Below are 17,657 nucleotides of genomic sequence, written 5' to 3'. Positions count from 1 at the left end.
ACTGGGCGCCGGAATGACCACACTTGTCTTGTAGGTCAGCGAGGGCCTGCGTGGCTCGCCCGTTATTCGAGGCGGGTCGCAGTGTTTAGTAACAGCCGACGAAGCGCGCGTGAAATCGTCCCAGTCCGGTCGGGTTTCAGGCCGCAAATCTTCGGCGATCAAGCGTGGCAAACTGATCGAACGTCCGGCTAAACGGCACATCAGACGGGAAAGGATGACTTGTGAATCTCGTCGTCGTGTCGAACCGTGTTGCCAGCAGCGACGTCGATGAACCCAAGACAGGCGGGCTTGAGGCGGCGCTGGTCCCTGTGGTGAAACCATCAGGAGCAGTTTGGGTAGGGCCCTCGCGCCCGCTGGAGGCTGATCCGTCTGTGATGGCGTTCGGCGGAGGCACGCTCGTGAGGGTGAATCTGCCTGCCGAGCAGTATCGCCGCCATTATGAGGGCTTTGCCAATTCGGAACTATGGCCGGCACTACATTCGCTAACAGACCGGATCTCGTCCTCGGAAGGCGATTATAGCTGCTACCGTGAAATCAACGCCCGCATGGCGGACGCGCTGCTCAACTATGGGGACCGGGACGCGTTCTGGGTGCATGATTATCATTTCCTCACGCTCGGTGCTGAGCTGCGTAATCGGGGCGTCGACCAGCCGATCGGTTTCTTCCTGCACACGCCATGGCCGGCGCCCCATGTGCAGTTGGTGCCGCATCATCGCGAATTGACCGAATCGATGCTTGCGTATGATTTGGTCGGCTTTCAGACCAACGAGGACAGGCAGAATTTCCTTGCCTGTGTCCGTGTCGATCTCGGGCTCACATCGAACGCAGACGGACTTGTGATCTCGCGCAATGGCGGTGCAACCCGGTGCCAAGTGTTTCCGATCGGCATAGATACAGACAATTTTGCACAATCCGCCGCAGACGCAGTTTCGAATGCCGATGTTTCGTCGCTATTGGAAGGTCTCGATCGTGAGAAGCTTGCCATCGGCGTTGACCGGCTCGACTACACCAAGGGGCTTGACAATCGCATTCTGGCCTTCGATCGCCTTTTGAAAAAGGAGCCGCGCAGCATCTCGCTTTTGCAGATCGCTACCTCCTCACGATCCAGCATCAAGAGCTACAGAGATTATCAGAGCGAGGTGGAGGCTCTTGTCGACGATGTCAACGCCCGTCATGGTGCGGCCGGCTGGAAGCCGATCCGTCACGAAACGAAGCCTCAGAGCCAGGCCGTGCTCGCCGGTCTCTACCGTGCCGCACGTGTCGGCGTGGTAACACCGTTGCGTGACGGGATGAATCTCGTGGCGAAAGAATATGTCGCCGCGCAAGACTGCAGCGATCCCGGCGTGCTGGTTTTGTCGAAATTTGCCGGCGCGGCCAAGGAACTCGACGCGGCGCTGCTCGTCGATCCCAACGACATCGATGACATAGCAGACAAGATTTCGGCCGCAATTTCGATGGTGCCCGAAGAGCGCAGCTCTCGATGGAAAAGGATGATGGAGAAGCTTCGAGCGTATCCCATCCAGAAATGGTCGACGCACTTTATTGACGAGTTGGAGAAAATTCAGACCGAGAAACTCGCGGGACAGGGCCCGAGGGATGTAGGGAGCCTTGCTGCTCGAAAGGTCGAGGGGAAATTGGCCGGCGGTGCGAGCCATTTGGACCCGCCGCGACATTTGTCACGTCCAGCGTTCGATGTGCGGGCGAGGAGAATAGATGATGACTTCACGCGCATCGTAGGGTCGGGCTGGAATCACGGTCCCCAACCGGCTCCGGACGTCGTGCTCGGTGAGCTGAATAGAGTGGACGCCTTCCCGAAGCCGTTCCGGCCGACGACAAATTTTTACATCCACGGTCATCCCTACATGGCGCAGTTGGCTGCAGGGATAAGGGAGGTGACCCCTAACAATCCGTGGGGCGTCAACGTAATTCTCATACCTCGACTTAAGGGTGGCTGAACAGCGCGCTGGACTGCAAACTGTCCCTAAAGCTTTGAACAGCCATGGCTTTGAATACTCTGGCGGTCCGCTGGACCATATCTTCGGCCGAAGGAATCACGTGTGCCTTCTCGCGTGCATATTTCGTGTGAGGCTCGCCTATTACAGTGCGGTGACGAAATAGCCGTCGCGGGCCTTTAGTAGTGCAGTAAGAACCCGCCGGCAGGGGGATCGTTCTTTTGCGCGCCCAAAAGTCTTGCCGCGCGCCGCGTGTGCACGGTGCAGTCCGCCCGAGGCAGGTCACAACGACAGAAGCCCAGCTGTTTGTGTGCGACCTGAGTTCGGACCTTGGAGTTCCATTCGCGCTCTTTGCGTCAGGCACGGCGCATTCTGGCGGAAAGCGTCACGGACCAGTTCCCGTCGCGTCGGTTAGCCGCGCTACCCTTGGTCCTTCGATGAGTGCCTGCGGTTCGAGAACGCCGCACATCTGCTTCGGGGCGGCAAGGTGGCGCAAGCACGAGGGCCGCCCGATACGCTGGACACTGCGCCGCCGCGCGCGATGGCCCAAGGGATGGGGGACGCTGCCTTAAGCTGGGTGAAGGACAACGAGTCGATCCTGGACGACGTTCTATTCCCCCCGGTATCATTCGCTGGCGGCCCATTCTTCTGGTTTTTCGAGAACGCGCGCCCTGCCCGGTCGTGTCCCCAGTGATGGTGTAGCTCGGTAGAGCAAAGCCGCCCGCACGCGCGCCTCAAATAGCGCCGTAGCGGGCGGGCGGCCTTGCGGTGGTCACCGGCAGTTCTCCGGTAGGATCGGGTTGCGACACGCCAACGCAACCGAGGAACCACCGATGACCGACGAGAGAAAACGCATCCCCGTTACCGCCAATCCTTGCGTTCGGCATCGTCATCGTGAGCCTTCGCCTGACGGTCATAGTCCTTGGCGAGGTTTTCGAGAATCCCCGAGGTGCGGGGCCAATCAAAAGCCGTTTCCTTAGACCAATCCCGGAATTGTTTCGCCAACTGCCGCTCCTGATTGCCGCCGTCTCCATACGCCCGCATAGTGACCCCGCGGCGATTGAACTTTCCGATCGCCATTCCAATTTCCAGGTCGCGGCTGCGGATCGCCTCGATCACGTCCCGGACCGGGACGGCAGGCCAGATACCGTCCGCGTCAACCTTCGAGGCCGACAGCAGCTCGCCGATCTTCTGGTCTGCAACCAGACCCCGGCCCTTGGCGTGGGCAAGCTTGCGTGCCTCCTTGATCCAGGCTTCGAGCTTGGCGCCATCGATCGTACCGTCGGCCTCCGTCCCTGGAATCACGTCCCACAGCCGTAGCAGCCGGTAAGCCTGGTCCGCGATATTACGGGCGTGCTGCTCATTTTCGACGGGTTGATCGACCACGCCGCTATCCTCACTAGGCTTATAGATCGCCGCAAGCATTTGGACGAAGAGATCAGGCTTTGTAGCGAGCTCTGACATGATCGCCTTAGCCTTACGCTGTGAGTGCTCGAACATGGCCAAGTACTGCCATTCGAGTAGCGCGAGCGTCTCGGTAGACACGTCATCTGCTTTGTCGAACTGCTTGAAGATCTCCTGGGCGTAGTGCTGGAACATCGTCCGGTCGTTCATCTCCAACTCACCCTCGACCGGCTGCCGCACGGCCTCAAGCAATGCCTTCACAAGCAAATCAGACGCGAACTTTCTGCCGTCATGGAGGTGGTAGCCGATGAAGTGGACGCTGGCGCGGGCGCGGCCCGCCTCGATCAGCTTCTCCACTGCGTAGGCGGGGTCGGAATCGTCCTCCTTGCTCCACAAGATGTTGAGCCGTTTCCAATACGAACCCTCGATGACGTCGCCCGCCCGTCGGGTCAGCGCCCAAACCCAACCTGTCGAGGGCAGCGCCAGAAGGATCGTCAGGAGCGCCTTGTCGCCCCAGGCACCCTGCAGGGCCTGATCGAACAAGTGCTCGGCCCATTCGCGACCGGCGCTGCCATACCAGGTCGCGACAATGCCGCGGGCGAACATTTGATGTTTGTCGTCCTCACTCTTTAGGGCGCGCACCAGCAGCTGCTTGCGGGTTTCCTCAGACAGGCCGGATTCCGCGATCGATTGTCCCAGATAGCCGGGTTCACGGACGACGCCGATCAGGTCGAAAAATCTTTCGGCCCCATTATCCCGCAGGAATTTTTCTGCGGCAGCGGCTCGCTCGGACTGAAGCTGTTGCCGGTCCTTCTGCCAGTCGCCGGTTGGGTCAGGCAAGGAGACCGAGGTCTCGAACAGCCAGGCAATGCTTTCGATGGGATCCAGCGGCGCAAGGGCGTCATAGATCACCTGCAGTTCTGCGACGTCCTCTTCCGGCAATCCCCAGTCGGCGTCTCTGAAGCTGCGCTGATGGTGCAACAAGCCCCTCAGCTTGCCGCGCAGCAACTCGCGATCCTCCTTAGCGAGATTGCCCTGGATGACCTGCTCCAGTTGCTTGGCCGCCTTTCGGCGTCTGTCGCCAAGATCGCTCCACCGGTCAAGCAGGTCGACCCAGCGCGCCGCGTTGGAGCCAACGTCTTCAAGGAGACGGTCAAGAAGGGCTTCGGCACCTTTACCGATCAGCTGATAGGTGACGACTTCCTTCTTATCGGTGGAAAAGTCGCGCCATCGGGTAGACGCTGCCGGCGAGAAGGAGTCGTGGCCGGTTGGCAGAATGCCCAGCATCAGCTTCCACGCCGGATTTGGATAACGCTTGCGGATGCGATCCAGGACCTTCAGGCGCTGGGTGAAGGTGGCATTGGTCTGCGGGCTCCAGAGCAGGAACGTGGTGCGTAGGCTGGCGGACGGCCGGTTCAGGTAGCGGCTGTTGCCGCGATCCAGTTGATCCAGCCGCGCCAGCACCAGTGAAACGTGGAGCAGGAGCTGCGGAGACCACGCGAGCGACTCCAGGGCCCACAACAGGTCCGAGAGATGTTCGGCGCTGCCGAATATCGGGCTCTCATCGGAGCTATACAGCGCCGCGATTGGCGGGTTCTCGTTGTCGAGGCTGTCCTCGACCGCTGAGAGGAATTCCTCGGGCGAGGCTTCGGCAAGCAATTGGAAATCCCGCGACAGCGACCACCAGCGCTGTCCGTCCGCGCCCCGGAGCACTTTCCGGACCACGGTGTCGGGACATTGCGAGGCGAGGGGGGCCATTGTGGCGCGATCACCGAACAGCGCCAGCAGAATGAGGGTTTCCCCCAAACCATGCCGCAGCAGGGCCGAGTATTCCGGCTCAATGCCCCGTGTCGACGCATACCAACGATCTTCCGGGCTCAAGGTGTATCGGGGATCAGCGGCGCTTAATACATCGATCGTGGCGGCACGGAACCGGTCGATATCCGCGACCGTGAAATGGGACGCCAAAAGCAGCCAGGCGTCGCGGGGAGAGGCGACCTTCCAGGTCTGCCCGACCTTGCGAAGCGGACTGTCGAACTCGCCGACATACGGTGCGATGCTGGCGATGAAGGCATCGTAGGGCATGTCCGATAGCCGAGACATGATGACCTTATCGGCTTCATGGCTTTCGTCCCACATGCCGGCCAACAGCGCGGCGAGCAGTGGCCGGGAGATCGTGCCCTGGGCCCATTGCGGCACCCGGCTGGCGACTCCCGGCATCAGTCGGCGAAGGATCGCCAAGCTACGCGCGGAATCGCGCGCAAAGGTCTTTGCTTTATCTTCCGCAACGCCGCTATCGATCAGGGCTGCCTCGATACCGTCGCGTGAAGGCCGGCTCAGCTTCCTCACGGTGCCTTGCAGGCCAGGGGTCGGCCCAAACGCCGCCAGGACGTGGTGACCTTTCGCCGCGATGGCTTCCGCAACACCGGTCTCGGGTTCGAGGATCACGATGATCAGAGGCGTGCGGCTGCTGGCAAGATGGCGGGCGGCATCAGAATTCGAGGCGACGACGCAACGAGCGAAGTAATGCTCCGCGATGTCGGCGGGGAGTTGGCTGATTGTGGCGTAAGCAAATGCTGCAACTTCCTCGGAGCTTTCACTCTGGAAGGCGATCGCCGAATTCCCTTCCCGCAGCCAGCGGAGCAGGGTCGCACTATCTTCGTCCCGGTCGCTGAGAACGAGTTCCGGGGTGAGCGGCCGTTGTGTCGCGAGCGACCACTCTTGCCACACCTCTTCGAGCTGGCGCACGCCCGGTGGGCGCTTCCCGAGGGCACTCGCCAGCCATTGGCCTACCGCAGGGTATTGCTCGATCCAGTGGACCAGATCGGTGCCGTCATATGCTTTGACGTCCTTCCAGATACCTTCAGCGCGTTTCTGAAGAGCCCATTCGTCCTTCTTCGGCCACGGCCGTGGCGTCACGAAAATGAAGGTGGAAACGCTCTGCTCAAGACCCAATGGGTCATCGGTTCGCTTGGCGTAGTCCTCGTTGGCCTTGCCCGCGATTCCCTCACGTTGCGTGCCGATCTCCCATCCCGTCGATCCGGCCGGGACATATTCGGACGCAATCGCAGCCTGGGTGATGCCATCCCAGCCGGCGAACTGGACCGCTTCATCAGAAGGGAAATGCAACGACGCACTTCCGCTTGCGCGGACCAGCTTGGCGATCAAGGTCGGCATGGAGGCCTGGCCGTCGCGCCGCTCTGCCCATTGAGCAAGATCGGTGCCGTTCACATATCGGATCGGTGCGCCGGTCTTTGTAAGGTCAGCAAGCTTCGGCAATGCCGGCCCCATGACGGCGCCGCCCTCCGGGAATGAAATCCCGGCGCGTTCAAACGCGCCCCGCATGGCTTCTGCGTTCTGGGGCACCGGCGTTCGCCGTCCTCGCTCGAAGTCGGCGACCGTCGAAGTGGCGATGTTGGCGTTGGTGGCAAGGTCCTGCTGCGACCATGCCAGCAGCGCCCGGGCGGCACGGGCCTGGGCCGGGGTAAGGTCGTGGTTTGGAGCGGAACTCGGCTTTTTCATGTCATATTATTTATATGACATCCTATCGATACGTGCAAGCGCTTGACCGTGAAGAGATTAATGCCCCTATTCTAATCAAGGGATGAGGGGAATGCCTTGAAGATGAAGAGATTAGCCCCATACTCGCGTGGTAGGGGGCAGACCATGGTTTATATTCACGAAAGGGCAGAGTGGCCCGAATTTGAGTGGAACTCGGCAGAAGTGTCGGAGCGGCTTGTCGCGGTCCGGCACAAGCAGGGCCATCTGCTGGGCCGGATGGGCAGCCTTGGCTTCAACCTCAAGGCCGAAGCCGCCCTGCAAACGCTGACCGAGGAAGTTGTTAAATCAAGCGAGATCGAGGGCGAGATCCTTGATCGCGACCAGGTCCGCTCATCGATCGCCCAACGGCTTGGCATGGATATCGGCGCCCTCACTCCTGCGGAAAGGCATGTCGAGGGCGTGGTCGAGCTGATGCTCGATGCCACCCAGAAATACGATCAAGCTCTGACCACCGACCGGCTGTTCGGGTGGCATGCCGCCCTTTTTCCGACGGGCCGGACCGGCATGCAGAAGATCACCGTCGGCGGTTGGCGGACCGAAGAGGCGGGCCCCATGCAGGTAATATCGGGGCCTTTCGGCCGCGAGCGTGTTCACTTCGAGGCGCCCGCGGCCAAGCGGCTCCAGGCCGAGATGAAGGCGTTTCTGGACTGGTTCAATACCGAGCAGGGCCAGGACCCTGTCATCAAGGCTGCGCTTGCGCATCTGTGGTTCGTGACCATCCATCCTTTCGAGGATGGCAACGGACGAATCGCGCGTGCGATTGCCGATTTGGCGCTGGCGCGGTCTGAGCACAGCACGCAGCGCTTCTACAGCATGTCCGCGCAAATCCGGAAGGAGCGCAAAGCTTATTACGACATCCTGGAGCGGACCCAGCGCGGCACGCTTGATATCACCAGATGGCTTGTCTGGTTTCTCGATTGCCTCGGTCGGGCTTTCGACGGCGCCGAGACGATCATCGGTAACGTCCTGCAGAAGGCGGCATTCTGGGAAAAGCACGGCGCGAGCGGCCTCAACGATCGCCAGCGACTGATGCTGAATCGCTTGCTCGACGGTTTTGAAGGAAAGCTTACGTCGTCGAAGTGGGAGAAAATTGCGAAGGTCTCGCAGCCGACCGCAACGCGCGACATTAATGACTTGATCAAGCGCGGTATTCTGCAGAAGGATCTCGGTGGCGGCCGCAGCACCAGCTACTCTCTTGTACTTAGCAATGCAGATCAATCTGATCGGCCTACTTAACCGCGCGTTGTCGGTATGAAACCAGGAGCATTCTGAACCATGGCTGTCGGCAACGCCGGGCTCAGACGCCTCATAGGCAAGCGATTTTTGGCGTGCCTTCACCGCGCATTCCAAACTTCTTGGTCGATGATGCGCAGCTTCCGTAGGAGAGGTGCGTCAGTTACCGTCTCGTTCTGCCCGACGCACGCCGGCGCTCCATGCGTAGGGTAGTGCTTCATCATTCAATTCGTGTGCACCGATTGAACGAAGCTTGAAGATTGCAGGGTTATGGGAGGCGATGGTGCGTGCGTTGCGCCAGTGCCGGTCGATCGCGAGCTTCTCCGAGCTGAGAGAAGCTCCGCCCACCTCGAACAGCTCGGTCGTGGCGTCGAGAACGAGCTTGATGGCCACGACTTGGGCCTGGGCCGCCGCAAGCTCGGAGGAATCAAGCTGCTGAGGGTCCTGATGGCGACCGTCGAGTGTTCTCGCGAGCTCGTCGACGGCGGCGAGAACGGTCGCCCGGGCACCAAAAGCGGCGGCCGAGAGCCTGCCGATGACCTGCTGCACCAATGGATCGTTCCGCGGCAGGTCGGCGGTCGCATGTGTGAAGGTACGGGTTCGCTGTCTGATCCAGTCAGCTGTATCGGCCGCGGCGCGTCGCGCAATGCCGGCAAGGGTCGCAAGCAGGATCAGCTGAACATGGGCCGTTCCAAAAACCCGGCCTTCCGTTCCATATCCGGGACCAAGAATTCGATCCTCGGGGATCTCTACATTCCGGAACTCCGCTGTGCCGCTCGCGGTGAGCCTCTGGCCGAAGCCATCCCAGTCGTCCTGAACGCTGACGCCGGGCTGCTTGGTGTCGACAAGGACGGAAACTCGCTTGCCGTTCTGGTCAGCCGCCACGATCAGGTGATCGGCGTACAGAGTGCCGGTGGTGTAATACTTTGTGCCATTGAGCCGCAGGTCGGCTCCCCCCGACGTCACCGCGGTCCGGTAGCGATCGACAGCACCTACGCCCAATTCAGTAACCGCGACCCCGATCAGGGCGCCGTCCGCGATGGCTCTGAGCCAGCGCGATCTGACCGCCTCATTCATGTTCAGGCGCAGATCTTCGACAAGGTTGAAATGTGCCCGCAGCGCCTGTGGCAGATTGGAGTCCGCGGCCGCGAGTGCGATGAGCAGATCGAAGGTCTGGCGGAGCGATGCGCCGAGCCCCCCGAGCTCGACTGGCACGCGCAGAGCTCCAAAGCCCGTCTCTTTCAGCAGTTTGATCTCTTCTAAAGGGAGCGTGCGGTTTCGTTCGCGTTCCACTGCACCGGCTGCGATCTTCTTGAAGACCGGGGCGAAGCGCCCTTCGAGTTCTTCGTCGCTGATGGCCCGATTGACGAGGTGAATGGTCATCGCTTTGCTTCTCTTTGTCCAACGCAGTAGATCGAAATCGATCGCCTTCGAAAGAATAGCCAGCCGTCGCTGGAGGGCCAGACTGTATTTCTCGAAGTTCCAAGGCGATCGTTCGGAGCGGCACGCCGTTCAAAGAAAAATCTGCTGCGTAATGCGGTAAAGCACCGGGCGGCCGGTGCGCGCGTCAGCCTGTCGGCCGCACAATGCGCGACGAGTGCCGGCACATTCATCTCGAGAAACGCATTCCTCACAATGCAGCGCCGCGCGGCGAGTTATATCGACGTTCGATTGGGACGAAGTGGTTTTCTTGTCATCAGCGTAGAGTGTGCCGCCCAGTCTTATCGGCGCCGGCATTCGATCGCGTAAACTCGAGAGAGATTTTCTCTTGTCAGGCAGAGCATTGAAGAAACGTGCGCGTTGAAAAACACGGATAAAAGCGATGGACCACTGATCGTCTCCTGTGGCGAGATACCAGCGAGAAGAAAGAGTGAAGCTGGCGGCGCGCGGGGACACACCGATGGTACGGCAAATTCGTTTCAATGCGTTCGACATGAATTGTGTCGGCCATCAATCGCCTGGCGTTTGGGCGCATCCCCGAGATCGATCCTATAAGTACAAGGATCTCGATTATTGGCAGGATTTGGGGCGAACGCTCGAGCGCGGAATCTTCGACGGCATCTTCATTGCGGACGTCATCGGCTATTATGACGTCTACAAGAATTCGCTGTTCCATGCGCTCGAGCAGGCAGCGCAAATCCCTGTCAACGATCCGTTGCAGCTCGTGGCTCCGATCGCACTCGCAACACAACATCTCGGAATCGGCATTACCGCATCGACGTCGTTCGAGCACCCGTATACGTTCGCACGCCGGCTCTCGACAGCGGATCACCACACCAAGGGTCGCGTCGGCTGGAACATCGTGACCTCGTACCTCGAAAGCGGGGCGAAGAATATCGGGCAGGGTGGGTTGCGCCGTCACGACAATCGGTACGAGGTGGCGAACGAATATGTCGAGGTGCTCTACAAGTTGTTTGAGGGAAGCTGGGAGGAAGGGGCCGTTCTGCGCGATGCCGAGAAGCGGATGTTTACGGATCCCTCGAAGGTTCACGAGATTGCGCATAAGGGAAAATACTTCGATGTACCCGGCTATCATCTGTGCGAGCCGTCGCCGCAGCGAACGCCGTTGCTCTATCAGGCCGGCGCCTCAGGCGCCGGCAAGGCCTTTGCGGCCGGGCACGCTGAGTGTGTCTTCGTCGCGGCTCCGATCAAGCCGGTTCTGAAATCCTACGTTGCCGAGGTGCGGCGGCAGGCGGCGGAGGCCGGCCGCGATCCCCGAAAGATACTGACCTATAATCTGGTCACGGTGATCGTCGACGAAACCGACGCCAAGGCAGAGGCGAAGTTCAAGGAGTATCAGCAGTATGCTTCCTATGACGGCGCTCTGGTGTTCATGTCGGGCTGGAGCGGCATCGACTTCGGGAGGTACGCGCCGACCGATCTGGTCAAGAAGGTCGACACCAACGCCATCGTCTCGGTCGTCGAACACCTCGCCAGCGGCAGCAAGTCCTGGTCGATTGAGGAATTGGCGCGCTGGGGCGGCATCGGCGGCCTCGGCCCGGTGTTCGTCGGCTCGCCGTCGACGGTGGCGGACATCCTGCAGGAGTGGGTGGAGGAGACCGATGTCGACGGGTTCAATCTGGCCTACGCCGTAACTCCGGAAACCTTCGAGGATGTGGTCAATCTGCTCGTCCCCGAACTGCAGCGGCGCGGCGTCTATCCGACCGCCTATCGTCCCGGGACCCTGCGTGAGAAGCTGTTCGGCGAGGGGTCATATTTGCCATCGAGCCATCCGGCCGCAGCCTATCGTGACATCGAGGCGGTGAAGCGGCGTGCCGGCCAGGCGACCGGTGCGCCGGAGCGGCAGACGGTCGAGGCGTGACGCACGATGTCGGGGGCGATTCTGCAGCTGCGCGACGTGTCCCTGTCGTTCAAGGGAATCAAGGCACTCAATGCCCTGAATTTCGAGGTCACGCGGGGCGAGATTTGCGCGCTGATCGGTCCGAACGGGGCAGGCAAGAGCTCGCTGTTGAACATCATCAATGGAGTCTATCGGGCCGACAGCGGCAGCATCATCTTCGACGGTCAGCAGTTCGTTCGTATCCGCCCCGCGCATGCCGCACACCTGGGCGTGGGCAGGACCTTCCAGCACAACGCGTTGTTCAGGCATCTGAGCGTTCTCGACAACGTGCTGGCGGGGCTCATCAGGCACAGCCGGACGTTTCTCATCGAGCACGCCTTTGGATCTGGCCGCGACAGGAGAGAGACGCTCGAGTTCGGCCGGCGGGCGGACGAGATCCTCGCGTTCCTGGATCTGAGCAGACACCGCGACGCGGTGGCCGCGACCCTTCCTTACGGCGTTCAGAAGCGGGTCGATCTCGCGCGAGCGTTGGTCGGCCGACCGAGCCTACTGCTGCTCGACGAGCCCATGGCCGGCATGAACCAGGACGAGAAGCACGAGATGAGCCGGTTCATCCTGGAGACCAACCGCACGCTTGCCACCACGATCGTGCTTATCGAGCACGACATGAACGTCGTCATGGGGCTCTCGCATCATGTCGTCGTGCTCGACTACGGCCGCAAGGTCGGTGACGGCACTCCCGAGGAGGTCCGCAGGAACCCCGACGTGATCGCCGCCTATCTGGGCACGGTGCATTGAGGCCCAGATGAGCTTCTTCATCGAAACGCTGGTCGGCGGCTTGCTCGCGGGCGTCATGTACTCGCTGGTTGCGATCGGGTTCGTGCTGGTCTTCAAGGCCTCCGGGGTCTTCAATTTCGCGCAGGGGTCAATGGTGTTGTGCGCGGCGCTCACCTTCGTGACCCTGCGCGACAAGGGGTTCGATTTCTGGCTCGCCGCGCTGATCACGCTCTCGATCATGGTGGTGATCGGTATTGCGGTGGAGCGCGTCGTCTTGCGGCCGCTGGTCAACCGGCCGCAGATCACTCTGTTCATGGCAACCCTTGGAGTGTCCTTTGTGATCGAGGGACTTGCGCAGATCGCGATGGGCGCGAGCGTGCACGAGCTCGATCTTGGCATCGTCGACACGCCGATCACGATCAGTGGGGTCCAAATCAGCCAGTTCGACCTTGTCGCCGCCGGCACGGCCGGCGTTCTCGTGGTCGCACTGTCGATCTTCTTCAACACGACGCGGGTCGGAATCGCGCTGCGCGCGATCGCAGACGATCCGCAGGCCGCGCTCTCGATCGGGATCCGGCTGCAAACCCTGTGGCAGATCGTGTGGGGCGTCGCTGGCTTCGTCTCGCTGGTCGCTGGCCTGCTCTGGGGCGCGCGCCAGGGCGTTCAGTTCGCGCTCACCCTCGTCGTACTCAAGGCGCTTCCGGTACTGATCATCGGGGGATTCACCTCAATATCCGGTGCGATCGTCGGCGGCCTGATCGTCGGTGCCGGTGACAGCCTCGCGGAGATCTATCTCGGGAACCTGTTGGGCGGCAGCGTATCGACCTGGTTCTCCTATGTGCTGGCGGTCGCCTTTCTGTTGATCCGGCCGGCCGGTCTCTTCGGCGAAGCGCCGATTGAAAGGATCTGAAGCATGTCGGTGATTGGCACGGAAGCAATCGAAGGGTTCAGCCCGTCTGGCGTGACGGCGCACGACCGGTTGCATCTCGGCTTGGCCCTTGTGCTGCTCGTTGTGCTTGCCGGCATTCCACTGGTGGCGAACGACTACTGGCTCAATGCCGTCCTGATCCCGTTTCTGATCATGTCCCTCACGGCTTTGGGGTTGAACCTGCTGATGGGCTATGCGGGCCAGGCCTCGCTTGGCAGCGGCGGGTTCATGTCGGTCGGAGCATATGCGACCTACAATCTGCTGCTGCGCCTGCCGGAGCTGCCGTTGCCCGTCAGCCTGTTGTTCGGAGGGATCATTGCCGGGCTCGTTGGGATCATTGCAGGCCTGCCAAGCCTGCGGATCAAGGGATTCTATCTCGTCGCATCGACGCTGGCCACCCAGTTCCTGCTTGAATGGCTGTTCAATCAATATGGCTGGTTCTCGAACTACTCCACCTCGAGTTCGATTTCGGCGCCGCGGCTCGCGCTTCTTGGTCACGACCTCTCGAGCCCGGCCGGCCGCTATCTCCTGACCCTGGCCACGGTCGCAACCGTGACGGTGATCTCGATCCGTCTGGTTCGCAGCCAGACTGGCCTGACCTGGATGGCGATCCGCGACATGGACACGGCGGCTTCGGTGATCGGCATTCCGGTCACGGCCGGGAAGCTGAAGGCCTTCTTCGTGAGCTCGCTGGTGATCGGCATTGCGGGTGCACTTTGGGGCTTCGCCTATCTTGGCACGGTCGACGCGCGCAGCTTCAACCTCGACCGCTCGTTTGAGGTGATGTTTGCGATCATTATCGGTGGCATGGGCAGCATCAGCGGCGGCTATCTTGGCGCCGCTTTCATGATCTTCCTGCCGATCCTGCTCGATCATGTCGGGGGCCGGCTGTTCGCAGGCGCGGTCGATGCCGGGCAACTCGAGAACTTTCAGAAGGCGCTCTTCGGCGCGCTCATCGTCTGGTTCCTGATCAAGGAGCCGAGGGGGCTCGCGGCCTTGTTGTCGCGGGCATGGACGCAACTGGTTTCGCGGTTGGCCCGCTAGTGTCGCTGGCCGCGCGCGACGATCAAACCTGAGTTCAATAGTCAGATGAAGGATAAGCAGATGTCTTGGCGAGAACATAAGATGCGAATCGGGATCGTGAGTAGGGTGATGGGGCTGGCTGTGCTCGGTCTGTCAGCCGTCGGCACTGTCGCCTCGGCCGAAGAGGCGAAAACGCAATATTTCCCGCTCGCGACCTTTCGCGTCGGGGCGTATGCCTCGAGCGGCATTCCGGTCTGGGCGGGCGAGATCGACTATTTCCGATACATCAACGAGGTGGAAGGCGGCATCAACGGGATCAAGCTGGTCTGGGACGAGTGCGAGACCAATTGGGAGGTCGAGAAGGGTGTCGAATGCTATGAACGGGTGAAGGCAGGCAAGAACGGATCGGCCGTTCCGATCTTCCTGCCGCACGGCGATCCGATCTCGAAGGCGCTTACCGAGAAATCGGTGGCGGACAAGATTCCGCTGGTGACGATCGCCTATGGCCGCACCGAAGCGATCGACGGACGGGTCTTTCCCTACAGTTTCCCGGTCGTTTTCAGCTTCTGGAGCGAAGCGTCCTCAGCAGTCAATTTCATCGCGGAAAAGGTCGGCGGCAAGGACAAGCTGAAGGGCCTCAAGATCGCGACCGTCTATCACGACTCGCCCTACGGCAAGGAGACCCAGGTTCCGCTCGCCCATCTTGCAAAGACCTACGGCTTTGAGGACATCCAGATTCCGGTGCCGCATCCGGGCAATGAACAATCGGCGCAATGGACCAAGATCCGCCAGCTCAAGCCCGACTGGGTGTTCCTGCGCGGCTGGGGCGTGATGACGCCGGTTGCGATCAAGACCGCGGCCAAAGTCGGCTTCCCGGTCGATCATATCATCGGTGGCATCTGGTCGGGCTCGGAAGAAGATGTCCGCCCGGCGGGCGCCGTGGCCAAGGGTTACCTCGCGATCACGCCATTTCCGGCCGGCGCCAATTTCGAGATCCATCAGAAGCTCAAGAAGTACATTGTCGACAAGGGCCTGAGCGATCTCAAGGACCCGAAGAGCTTCGGCTCAGTCTACTACAATTCCGGGGTCGATGAGGCGATCATCGCGGTCGAGGCGATACGCACCGCGCAAGCCCATTTCGGCGCGCGGCCGATCAATGGCGAGGAGGCGCAGTGGGGCCTTGAGCATCTTGACCTCTCCGAGAAGCGGCTTGCGGAAATCGGCGCCACCGGCCTCCAGCAACCGCTGAAATTGTCGGCCAAAGACCACGAGGGTGGCGGCGCCGGCAAGGTGCTGCAGTGGGACGGCGAGAAGTGGAGCGTGGTGTCAAACGGCTGGGTGAAATCCGACCGGGATCTGCTACTGCCGCTGATCTATGAGCGGGCAGCCGCCTACGCCAAGGAAAAGGGCATCACGCCACGCGATGCCACCAACTGAGATGGCTGAGGGATCGTCATGACCACGTCTCAATTTCTCGACGTCGACAATATCGAGGTTCTGTACGGTCACGCGATCCTGGCCTTGCGCGGTGTGTCGCTCAGGGTCGAACAAGGCTCGATCGTTGCTCTTCTCGGCGCCAATGGCGCCGGGAAGACGACGACGCTGAAAGCGATTTCCAATCTGCTAGCGTCCGAGCGCGGCCACCTGAGCAGCGGCGCGATCAGCTGGCGCGGCGAGGTGACCAGCCGACTCGATCCGGCCGATCTTGTGGCCAAGGGCCTCGTCCAGGTTCTCGAAGGCCGCCGCGTCTTTCCACAGCTCACGGTCGAGGAGAATCTGCTCAGCGGCGGCTTTGTGCGCCGGCCCAGCCGTCGTGCACTCGCTGAAGATCTCGATCGCATCTACAGCTGGTTTCCGCGCCTGAAGCAGCGCCGCAGGGCTCGTTGTGGACTGACCTCGGGAGGCGAGCAGCAGATGGTGGCGATCGGCCGAGCGCTGATGACGCGCCCGACGCTCATGCTGCTTGATGAGCCGTCGATGGGGCTGGCACCCATGATTGTAGAAGAGATCTTCCACATCATCCGCGACCTCAACAGGAATGAGGGCGTCAGCTTCCTCCTGGCCGAGCAGAACACGCATCATGTCCTGCAGTTTGCCGACCACGGCTATGTCCTTGAGAACGGACGGGTAGCTGCATCGGGCACCGCGGCCGAACTCGCTGAACGCGACGATGTCGCCGAATTTTATCTCGGTGCTGCAGCAACCGGTACGGCGGCTGCCGCAGAGCCTGTCCAAACCTCAGTCACATAAGTGGGAGCAGCCCGTCATGGCAATTCGCTTCGGATATTGGATGCCGCTCGGCAGCGGCGGCTTTGTCATCAGCAATGTTCCACAGCGGACCGATTGGACCCTCGACTACAATGCCGCCCTTGCGCGCGAGGCCGAAGATCTCGGATTCGAATATGGGCTGGCGCCGGCGCGCTTCATTGCGAGCCACGGCTGGGAGCTGCAGCAGGAGGCCATCACGTGCACGGCAGTGCTCTCGGCCCAGACCAGGCGACTGAAGCTCATCAGCGCGATCCACACCGGCTTCTGGCATCCGGCCATGATCGCGAAGGTGGGAGCCACCATCGATGTGTATTCCAAGGGGCGCTTTGCCATCAACATCTTGACCGGCTGGTTCAAGGAGGAATTCCGCGCATTCGGCGAACCCTGGCTCGAGCATGATGAACGCTACCGCCGCTCGGAAGAGTTCATCCAGGTACTCAAGGGCCTCTGGACGCAAGACCGCTTCACCTTCAAGGGCGATTTCTACAGCATCAACGATGCATGGCTGAAGCCGAGGCCGATCTCTCAACCGTATCCGGAGATCTTCCAGGGTGGCAATTCCAAGGCCGCGCGCCGGATGGCTGCGAAATATTCGGATTGGTATTTCCTCAACGCCACTACCGTGGAAGTCGCCAAGCAGCAGATCGATGAGGTCCGCGCGCTCGCCAAGGCGGAGGGCCGCACGGTGAAGTTCGGGCTCAACGGCTTCATCATCCAGCGGCCGACCGAGCAGGAAGCGCTCGATCAGCTCGAAGCGATCATCGCAGGCGCCGACCCGGAGATCGTGCAAGCTTTCGCAGATCAGGTGAAGCAGGCAGGCGCATCGACGGCGGAGAAGATCGGGATGTGGGCCGATTCCAGTCACGCTAACCTGGTGCAGCCCAATGACGGCTTCAAAACCCGTCTCTTCGGTCCTCCCGAGCTGATCGCCGAGCGCATCCGCGCCTATGAAGCTGTCGGCGTCGACATGATCCTCTGTGCCTTCCTAAACTTCACCGACGAATTGCCGGCCTTCGGCCGCGAGGTCATCCCTCTGCTGAAGTCCAGCCAAAGCGGAAGAGCCTACGCCGCTGAGCTTGCTTGAACCCGGAGAGGGTAAGCGGAGCCCCGTTCTCTACAATTTGCACGCAACACCAAGTCCTGACTGCCCGGCAGTCTAGCCCGTGCTTCTCGTGCGCTTTGCACGATAGACACTTAGCAAAATTCGGCA

11 protein-coding genes and 1 pseudogene are annotated in these 17,657 nt (G+C 61.0%); 9 read left to right on the top strand and 3 right to left on the bottom strand.

The genetic code is table 11. The features are described from left to right. Positions 1–221: 221 nt before the first annotated feature. A pseudogene (locus tag ACOIX3_RS28625) lies at positions 222–1,580 on the top strand (alpha,alpha-trehalose-phosphate synthase (UDP-forming)); the annotation flags it as partial. 1,233 nt (positions 1,581–2,813) lie between these two features. On the opposite strand, the gene ACOIX3_RS28620 reads toward ACOIX3_RS28625, so the two are convergent. Further along, positions 2,814–6,878: a helix-turn-helix domain-containing protein gene (locus ACOIX3_RS28620; RefSeq protein WP_420965332.1), complete on the bottom strand. Its 4,065-nt coding sequence runs from the start codon at positions 6,876–6,878 to the stop codon at positions 2,814–2,816. Between the two features lie 144 nt (positions 6,879–7,022). Between ACOIX3_RS28620 and ACOIX3_RS28615 the strand changes: the two genes are divergently transcribed. Further along, positions 7,023–8,153 carry a Fic family protein gene (locus ACOIX3_RS28615; RefSeq protein WP_420965331.1) on the top strand — a complete coding sequence of 377 codons (1,131 nt, stop codon included), beginning with the start codon at positions 7,023–7,025 and terminating at the stop codon, positions 8,151–8,153. Positions 8,154–8,309: 156 nt separating this feature from the next. Here ACOIX3_RS28615 and ACOIX3_RS28610 read toward each other — a convergent pair whose 3' ends face one another. Next, positions 8,310–9,533 carry an acyl-CoA dehydrogenase family protein gene (locus ACOIX3_RS28610; RefSeq protein WP_420965330.1) on the bottom strand — a complete coding sequence of 408 codons (1,224 nt, stop codon included), beginning with the start codon at positions 9,531–9,533 and terminating at the stop codon, positions 8,310–8,312. 129 nt (positions 9,534–9,662) lie between these two features. Continuing rightward, positions 9,663–10,085: a hypothetical protein gene (locus ACOIX3_RS28605; RefSeq protein ID WP_420965329.1), complete on the bottom strand. Its 423-nt coding sequence runs from the start codon at positions 10,083–10,085 to the stop codon at positions 9,663–9,665. Between ACOIX3_RS28605 and ACOIX3_RS28600 the strand changes: the two genes are divergently transcribed. The 7 genes from ACOIX3_RS28600 (at position 10,051) to sfnG (ending at position 17,531) form a co-directional block, all read left to right on the top strand. After that, a complete protein-coding gene (locus ACOIX3_RS28600) occupies positions 10,051–11,472 on the top strand; it encodes an LLM class flavin-dependent oxidoreductase (protein ID WP_420965328.1) in 1,422 nt (473 codons plus the stop codon). The two genes, ACOIX3_RS28605 and ACOIX3_RS28600, sit on opposite strands and share 35 nt — an antisense overlap. A 6-nt stretch (positions 11,473–11,478) precedes the next feature. Continuing rightward, positions 11,479–12,249, top strand: a complete 771-nt coding sequence (locus ACOIX3_RS28595) for an ABC transporter ATP-binding protein (protein ID WP_420965327.1) — start codon at positions 11,479–11,481, stop codon at positions 12,247–12,249. Between the two features lie 7 nt (positions 12,250–12,256). After that, positions 12,257–13,138, top strand: a complete 882-nt coding sequence (locus ACOIX3_RS28590) for a branched-chain amino acid ABC transporter permease (RefSeq protein WP_420965326.1) — start codon at positions 12,257–12,259, stop codon at positions 13,136–13,138. Between the two features lie 3 nt (positions 13,139–13,141). Beyond that, a complete protein-coding gene (locus tag ACOIX3_RS28585; RefSeq protein WP_420965325.1) occupies positions 13,142–14,200 on the top strand; it encodes a branched-chain amino acid ABC transporter permease in 1,059 nt (352 codons plus the stop codon). 108 nt (positions 14,201–14,308) lie between these two features. After that, the gene (locus tag ACOIX3_RS28580; RefSeq protein WP_420965324.1) at positions 14,309–15,616 is read left to right on the top strand and encodes an ABC transporter substrate-binding protein; all 1,308 of its coding nucleotides are present in this window, start codon (positions 14,309–14,311) and stop codon (positions 15,614–15,616) included. A gap of 18 nt (positions 15,617–15,634) precedes the next feature. Beyond that, positions 15,635–16,429, top strand: a complete 795-nt coding sequence (locus ACOIX3_RS28575; RefSeq protein ID WP_420965323.1) for an ABC transporter ATP-binding protein — start codon at positions 15,635–15,637, stop codon at positions 16,427–16,429. Positions 16,430–16,445: 16 nt separating this feature from the next. After that, positions 16,446–17,531, top strand: a complete 1,086-nt coding sequence (gene sfnG / locus ACOIX3_RS28570) for a dimethylsulfone monooxygenase SfnG (RefSeq protein ID WP_420965322.1) — start codon at positions 16,446–16,448, stop codon at positions 17,529–17,531. Positions 17,532–17,657 lie beyond the last annotated feature (126 nt).

Source organism: Bradyrhizobium sp. B120, from assembly GCF_049075665.1.
Taxonomy (GTDB): Bacteria; Pseudomonadota; Alphaproteobacteria; order Rhizobiales; family Xanthobacteraceae; genus Bradyrhizobium.
The sequence above is the reverse complement of the archived record's forward strand: the minus strand, read 5'-3'. Positions and strand labels throughout refer to the sequence as shown.